At 62.8% G+C, this 6983-nt stretch carries 5 protein-coding genes; 3 read left to right on the top strand and 2 right to left on the bottom strand.

Annotated features, from left to right (window positions below; translation table 11 throughout):
• Positions 1-86: 86 nt before the first annotated feature.
• Complete coding sequence (locus tag QMX98_RS30700) at positions 87-1424, bottom strand: SidA/IucD/PvdA family monooxygenase (RefSeq protein WP_077748894.1); 1338 nt, start codon at positions 1422-1424, stop codon at positions 87-89.
• A 122-nt stretch (positions 1425-1546) separates the two neighbouring features.
• The gene (locus tag QMX98_RS30705; RefSeq protein ID WP_042932216.1) at positions 1547-2029 is read right to left on the bottom strand and encodes a sigma-70 family RNA polymerase sigma factor; all 483 of its coding nucleotides are present in this window, start codon (positions 2027-2029) and stop codon (positions 1547-1549) included.
• A 321-nt stretch (positions 2030-2350) separates the two neighbouring features.
• On the opposite strand from QMX98_RS30705, the gene QMX98_RS30710 reads away from it, so the two are divergent.
• Genes QMX98_RS30710 through QMX98_RS30720 form a run of 3 tightly spaced genes read left to right on the top strand, consistent with a single transcriptional unit; the run spans position 2351 to position 6899 of the window.
• Positions 2351-3523 carry an efflux RND transporter periplasmic adaptor subunit gene (locus QMX98_RS30710; RefSeq protein WP_221108876.1) on the top strand — a complete coding sequence of 391 codons (1173 nt, stop codon included), beginning with the start codon at positions 2351-2353 and terminating at the stop codon, positions 3521-3523.
• A complete protein-coding gene (locus tag QMX98_RS30715) occupies positions 3524-5497 on the top strand; it encodes a MacB family efflux pump subunit (RefSeq protein ID WP_282411877.1) in 1974 nt (657 codons plus the stop codon).
• A 7-nt stretch (positions 5498-5504) separates the two neighbouring features.
• A complete protein-coding gene (locus QMX98_RS30720; protein ID WP_282411878.1) occupies positions 5505-6899 on the top strand; it encodes an efflux transporter outer membrane subunit in 1395 nt (464 codons plus the stop codon).
• The last annotated feature ends 84 nt before the right edge of the window (positions 6900-6983 follow it).

Genomic DNA, 6983 nt, shown 5'->3' on the forward strand with positions numbered 1-6983 from the left:
GGCTCGCTCCCGCATCAGGCCTGCAAACACAGGTCCATTGTGGGAGCGAGCCTGCTCGCGATGACGGGTCAACAGACACAGAAGATTTAGCTGGCAGTGGCCAACAACAAATCCACCACCGACCGGCTATGCCCACGGTGCTTGCCATGGTCATACAACGACCCGGCAATCTCATCCGCGCGTATCGGCAGGATCGACAACAGCGTGTCGCTCAAACCGTGGCTCGCCTGGCAGAAGCCCTGCATATAGATGCCGGCCTTGCAGCGCTCGTCGGTGATCAGCTTGTAGTTGCGATCCACCTCGAAATCACCCAGGTATTGCTCCAGCGGCGCCAGCAGTTTGCGGTGCATCTGGCGCTCGTAACCGGTGGCCAATACCACGGCATCGTAGAGACGAACCGAGACTTCACCGGTGGCATTGTTGCGCACCGCCAGCTCGATGCCGCGCTCGGTGGCGGTGGCTTTTTCGATGGTGGTCAGCGTACGGAAGGTGTGACGCGCGATACCCGAGACTTTCTGGCGATAGAAGATGCCGTAGATGCGTTCGATCAGGTCAATGTCCACCACCGAATAGTTGGTGTTGTGGTACTCGTTGACCAGACGCTCACGCTCGCTGCTCGCCTGCTGGAACACCAGGTCGGTGAACTCCGGCGAGAACACTTCGTTGACGAACGGGCTGTCATCCGCCGGCTTCAGCGCCGAGCCACGCAGGATCATGTCGACCTGCACCGACGGGAAGCTGTCGTTCAAATCGATGAAGGCTTCCGCCGCGCTCTGGCCGCCGCCGATGATTGCGATGCTCATCGGCTGATTGTTCACGCAAGGCTGTTTGGCCATCTGCGCCAGGTACTGCGAGTGGTGAAACACGCGGCCGTCATCCTTGAGCGCCTTGAACGCTTCGGGAATGCGCGGCGTACCGCCGGCGCTGACCACCACCGAACGGGTGGTGCGCACGTGTTGCTGCCCTTGGGTATCGCGAGAGATCACCCGCAGCGCCTCGACCTGCTGGTTGTGCAGCACCGGCTCGATGGTCAGCACTTCTTCGCCATAGCGGCTCTGGGCTTCAAACTGGCCGGCGACCCAGCGCAGGTAGTCGTTGTACTCCATGCGGCACGGGTAGAAGGTGCCGAGGTTGATGAAGTCCACCAGACGTCCGTGATGCTTAAGGTAGTTAACGAACGAATACGGGCTGGTCGGGTTGCGCAGGGTCACCAGGTCCTTGAGGAAGGATATCTGCAACTCGCTCTGGGTCACCAGGGTGTTGCCGTGCCAGCGATAGTCCGCCTGCTTGTCGAGAAACAGAACATCCAGCTCGCCCTGGCTCGGCCCGCGCTCTTGCAGAGCGATGGCCAGCGCCAGGTTCGAAGGGCCGAAACCGACGCCGATCAGGTCGTGAACGATGGGCGATGCAATTGCCTGTGTCATTTCCAGTGTCCTCTGGATGAACCCCTCAACAAGGGGAATAAGCCTAAGTGACCTGATGCAAGACAGCAGGTCGTCTGTTGAGTAGGAACGAGGACAATGAAAAAAAATTTAGAGAGAAGGGATCAATGGGCGTCCCACTGTCGCATCCGCACGCGGCAATGCTTCATGGCATTGACGATGTGCTTCTCCACCAGCGCGCGCGAGATACCGAGGTGCTCTGCAATTTCCGGGTGCGACAGGCCGTCGATCTTGCGCAGCAGAAAACTTTCGCGACACAGCCGCGGCAATTCCGCCAAGGCACGCTGGAGCATTTCCAGGCGCTGGCCATGATCGAGGCAGTTGTGCGGGGACGGGGTGAAGTAGCGCTCTTCGTTGTCGAGCACGTCCAGCGATTCAACCTGGCGCAAGGCGTTGCGGCGATGATCGTCGATCACCAGGTTCAGCGCGGTGCGATAAAGGAAGGCCCGGGGCTGCTCGATCGGTGTGTCACTGGAACGCTCCAGCACCCGCAGATAAGCGTCATGCACCACATCTTCGGCCACCTGACGGTTGCCTAGCCTGGCGTTCAGGAAACACACCAGCTCGCGATAGTAGTTTTCCAACATGACTCCCGGCCGCACAGGGTGCGGTTTCTATCCTTGAGCCACTTCCGCGACCGCACAAATGGGCAGTGGCAAGATGGTGGCAGTTCGAGTCGCGTAATTTATAGTAATTCTCATATAGATTTAAAGTGTTGCTTTGACTTACCTGATAAATAGTCATGCGCTACACCTGTAACGGTATGTGTCCGCACCTAAATTCCCCGCGACATTCCTCGTTTACAGGACAGCTCCCCGTGTCTGTCGGCCCCCCGACAGCGTTCCCCTGCCGCCGCTTTTCGTGCGCAGGATGAACGACGGGCCGATACCCATTGGCCGGAACCCTGCATGAAACGTCCCCGACAGACCCGACGCGCCCTGCTTGTAGCACTTTGTCTGATCCCCGTTATCGCCATCGCCGCCTGGCAAGTGATCCCCCCGGGCCGGGATAAATTCGCCACCGTGCAAGTCAGTCGTGGTGACATTGAAAGCAGCGTCACCGCGCTGGGCACCCTGCAGCCCCGGCGTTATGTCGATGTGGGTGCGCAGGCGTCCGGGCAGATCCAGAAGATTCATGTGGAGGTCGGCGACGTGGTCAAGGAAGGCCAGCTGCTGGTGGAGATCGATCCGTCCACCCAGCAGGCCAAGCTCGACGCCGGCCGGTTCTCCATCGAGAACCTCAAGGCGCAGCTCCAGGAACAACGAGCCCAGCATGAACTGGCCCGACAGAAATTCCAGCGCCAGCAGAACCTCAAGGCCGGCGGCGCGACCCGCGAGGAAGACGTGCAAACCGCCCAGGCCGAACTGCGTGCCACCCAGGCGCGCATCGACATGTTCCAGGCGCAGATCCGTCAGGCCCAGGCCAGCCTGCGCAGCGATCAGGCCGAACTCGGTTATACGCGGATTTACGCACCGATGGCCGGCACCGTGGTCGCCCTCGACGCCCGGGTCGGCCAGACCCTCAACGCCCAGCAGCAAACACCCTTGATTCTGCGCATCGCCAAGTTGTCGCCAATGACGGTGTGGGCCGAAGTTTCGGAAGCCGACATCGGCCACGTCAAACCCGGCATGACCGCCTGGTTCACCACCCTCAGCAGCGGCAACCGGCGTTGGAGCAGCACCGTGCGGCAGATTCTGCCGGTGCCGCCCAAGCCACTGGACCAGACTAGCCAGGGCGGCGGCAGCCCGGCCAGTTCGAGCAAAAGCGGCAGCGCGCGCGTGGTGCTGTATACGGTGTTGCTGGACGTCGATAACGCCGACAACGCGCTGATGGCGGAAATGACCACCCAGGTGTTCTTCGTTTCGGATCAGGCAAAAAACACCCTGACCGCGCCGGTCGCAGCGCTGCAGGCCGGCACCGAAGCGAATAGGCAAATTGCCCAGGTCGTCGCTGAAAACGGCAGTATCCAGCAGCGCGACGTGCGCACCGGCATCAGCGATCGTCTGCGGGTGCAGATCCTCGACGGTTTGCAGGAAGGCGATCACCTGCTGATCGGCACGGCCAACGGGAGTGGCGGCTGAATGCAGACGCCTCTGATCGACCTGCAGGACATCCGCAAAGCCTACGGCGGCGGCGATTCACCGCAAGTTCACGTGTTGCGCGGCATCGACCTGTCGATTCATGCCGGGGAATTCGTGGCGATTGTCGGCGCGTCAGGCTCCGGCAAATCGACGCTGATGAACATCCTCGGTTGCCTCGACCGCCCGACCTCGGGCGAATACCGTTTCGCCGGGCAAAACGTCGCCGCCCTCGACAGCGACGAGCTGGCCTGGCTGCGCCGCGAAGCCTTTGGCTTTGTGTTCCAGGGTTATCACCTGATCCCGTCCGGCTCGGCCCAGGAAAACGTCGAGATGCCAGCCATCTACGCAGGCCTGCCCGCCGCCGAACGCCATGCCCGCGCCGCCGCCCTGCTCGACCGCCTAGGTCTGGCGTCGCGCACCGGCAACCGCCCGCACCAGCTCTCCGGCGGCCAGCAACAACGGGTGTCGATTGCCCGCGCCTTGATGAACGGCGGCCACATCATCCTCGCCGACGAACCCACCGGCGCCCTCGACAGCCACAGCGGCGCCGAGGTCATGACCCTGCTCGACGAACTGGCGAGCCAGGGCCACGTGGTCATCCTCATCACCCACGACCGCGAAGTCGCGGCCCGGGCCAAGCGCATCATCGAAATCCGCGACGGGCTGATCATCAGCGACAGCGCGGTGGACAACCCTCAAGCACAAACCTCGGCCAACCCCGGCGCGCTGCAAGCGGTGGATCTGCGCAAGCGCCTGACCGAAGGCGCCGAAGCGACCGGGGCCTGGAAAGGCGAACTGATCGACGCCGTACAAGCGGCGTGGCGGGTGATGTGGATCAACCGCTTTCGCACTGCGCTGACGCTGCTCGGCATCATCATCGGCGTGGCGTCGGTAGTGGTCATGCTGGCCGTCGGCGAAGGCAGCAAACGCCAGGTCATGGCGCAAATGGGCGCCTTCGGCTCCAACATCATTTATTTAGGTGGCTCATCACCCAACCCGCGAACACCGCGGGGCATCGTCACCCTGGATGACGTCGCGGCGGTGGGAAGCCTGCCGCAGGTGACGCGGATCATGCCGGTCAACGGCCAGGAGGCCGGGGTGCGTTTCGGCAACCTCGACCACTTGAGCTACGTCGGCGGCAACGACACCAATTTCCCGGCCATCTTCAACTGGCCGGTGGTGCAAGGCAGCTATTTCACCCAGGACGATGAACGTAACGCCGCCGCAGTGGCAGTGATTGGCCACAAGGTGCGGACCAAGTTGCTCAAGGACGTGGCCAACCCGATCGGCGAGTACATCCTGATCGAAAACGTGCCGTTCCAGGTGGTCGGCGTGCTCGCCGAAAAAGGCGCCAGCTCCGGCGACTCCGACAGCGACGACCGCATCGCCATCCCCTACTCCGCCGCCAGTGTGCGGCTGTTCGGCACGCATAATCCCGAATACGTGGCTATCGCCGCTGCCGACGCACGCAAGGTCAAGGAGACCGAAATCGCCATCGAGCAATTGATGCTGCGCCTGCACAACGGCAAGAAGGATTTCGAACTGACCAACAACGCCGCGATGATCCAGGCCGAAGCGCGCACGCAAAACACCTTGTCATTGATGCTGGGCTCGATTGCCGCCATCTCGCTGCTGGTCGGCGGCATCGGGGTGATGAACATCATGCTGATGACCGTGCGCGAGCGCACGCGGGAGATCGGTATCCGCATGGCCACCGGCGCCCGCCAGCGCGACATCCTGCGCCAGTTCCTGACGGAAGCGGTGATGCTTTCGGTGGTCGGCGGTCTCGCCGGGATTGCCCTGGCGCTGATCGTCGGCGGCGTGCTGATCCTCAGCGAAGTCGCGGTCGCGTTCTCTTTGATAGCGGTGCTCGGCGCCTTCGCCTGCGCCCTGGTCACCGGTGTTGTCTTCGGCTTCATGCCGGCCCGCAAAGCTGCCCGACTCGACCCGGTCACGGCCCTTACCAGTGAATGATCTCTCCATGAAGCCGCAACTGAGTTTACTGACCCTCTGCCTGTTGCTCGGCGCCTGCGGCACGCCCGCCCAGCGCCCGGACAGCGGCCTCCAGCCGCCCGACGCCTGGCAATCGCCGCACATGCAAGACGCCACCCGCAACCACCTGCAATGGTGGACGCAGTTTGGCAGCCCGCAGCTGGATCAACTGATCGAACAGGCGCGGGTCGGCAGTTACGACCTGGCCGCGGCCATCGCGCGGGTGCGCCAGGCGCAGGCCGAGACGGTGGTTGCCGGTGGCTCGCTGCTGCCGGAGGTCAAGGCTGGCCTCAACGCCAATCGGCAAAAACTGCTGCGCGGCAACGGTTACAGCCAGCTCGACGCCGACAGCGAAAACAAGGCCGTCGATTACTTCAACGCCAGCCTCAGCGCCACTTACGAAATCGATTTCTGGGGCGGTCAACGGGCCTCCCGTGACAGCGCGCAATTCGCTTTGCAGGCCAGCGAGTTTGATCAGGCCACCGTGGAATTGACGCTGCTCAGCGGCGTCGCCAACACCTACGCGCAGGCCTTGTCGCTGCGCGAGCAAAGCCGCATCGCCGAGCTGAACCTGGCCAACGCGCAGAACGTATTGAAACTGGTGCAGACGCGATTCGATTCAGGGTCCGCAACGGCACTTGAGCTGGCACAGCAGAAGAGCCTGGTGGCCGCGCAACAACGGCAGTTGCCGCTGGTGCAGCAACAGGCTCAAGACGCGCTGATCGGTCTGGCCGCCCTGCTCGGCCGGCCGGTTCAGCAACTGGCGCTGGGGCAGGAGCGCTTTGATCAGCTGTCATGGCCGACCATCGCGGCCGGCGCCCCCAGCGAACTGCTCACCCGCCGCCCGGACATCGCCCGCGCCGAAGCGCAACTGGCCGCCGCACAAGCCGACGTCACCGTCGCCCGCGCGGCGATGCTGCCGAAGGTGACGTTGAGTGCCGAACTGGGGTCGGGGGCGAACCGGGCGGCAGATATTCTGCGCAGTCCTTTCTACAACCTCACCGCCGGATTGCTTGCGCCGATCTTCAACAACGGTCGCTTGGGCGCCGAGCGCGACAAAGCCACGGCCCGCCAGGAAGAACTGCTGGAAACCTATCGCGGGGCGATCATCAACGGCTTCGCCGACGTGGAAAAAGCCCTCAACAGCATTCGCGGGCTGGATGCACAGCGACAGTGGCAAAGCGAGGAACTGAGCCAGGCGCAGACCGCCTTCAATATCGCGCAAAGCCGTTATCAGGCCGGAGCCGAGGATTTGCTGACCGTGCTGGAGACCCAGCGCACGCTGTATGCGGCGCAGGATCTGAATGTGCAGCTGCGGTTGTCACGGTTGCAGGCGAGTATTGCGCTGTACAAGGCGTTGGGTGGCGGGTGGCAGGTTCTGTGATTTGAGATGCCAGTGAGGGCCGCTTCGCGGGCAAGCCTCGCTCCTACAGGTACATATGATGCCCTTGTAGGAGCGAGGCTTGCC

Origin of the sequence: Pseudomonas sp. PS02303 (genome assembly GCF_029959925.1) — a bacterium.
Classification (GTDB): domain Bacteria; phylum Pseudomonadota; class Gammaproteobacteria; order Pseudomonadales; family Pseudomonadaceae; genus Aquipseudomonas; species Aquipseudomonas mandelii.

Excerpts from the sequence above, each read along its gene's own strand:
- QMX98_RS30710 (WP_221108876.1), top strand. The coding sequence starts at position 2,351 with ATGAAACGTCCCCGACAGACCCGACGCGCCCTGCTTGTAGCACTTTGT.
- QMX98_RS30715 (WP_282411877.1), top strand. The coding sequence starts at position 3,524 with ATGCAGACGCCTCTGATCGACCTGCAGGACATCCGCAAAGCCTACGGC.
- QMX98_RS30720 (WP_282411878.1), top strand. The coding sequence starts at position 5,505 with ATGAAGCCGCAACTGAGTTTACTGACCCTCTGCCTGTTGCTCGGCGCC.
- QMX98_RS30700 (WP_077748894.1), bottom strand. The coding sequence starts at position 1,424 with ATGACACAGGCAATTGCATCGCCCATCGTTCACGACCTGATCGGCGTC.
- QMX98_RS30705 (WP_042932216.1), bottom strand. The coding sequence starts at position 2,029 with ATGTTGGAAAACTACTATCGCGAGCTGGTGTGTTTCCTGAACGCCAGG.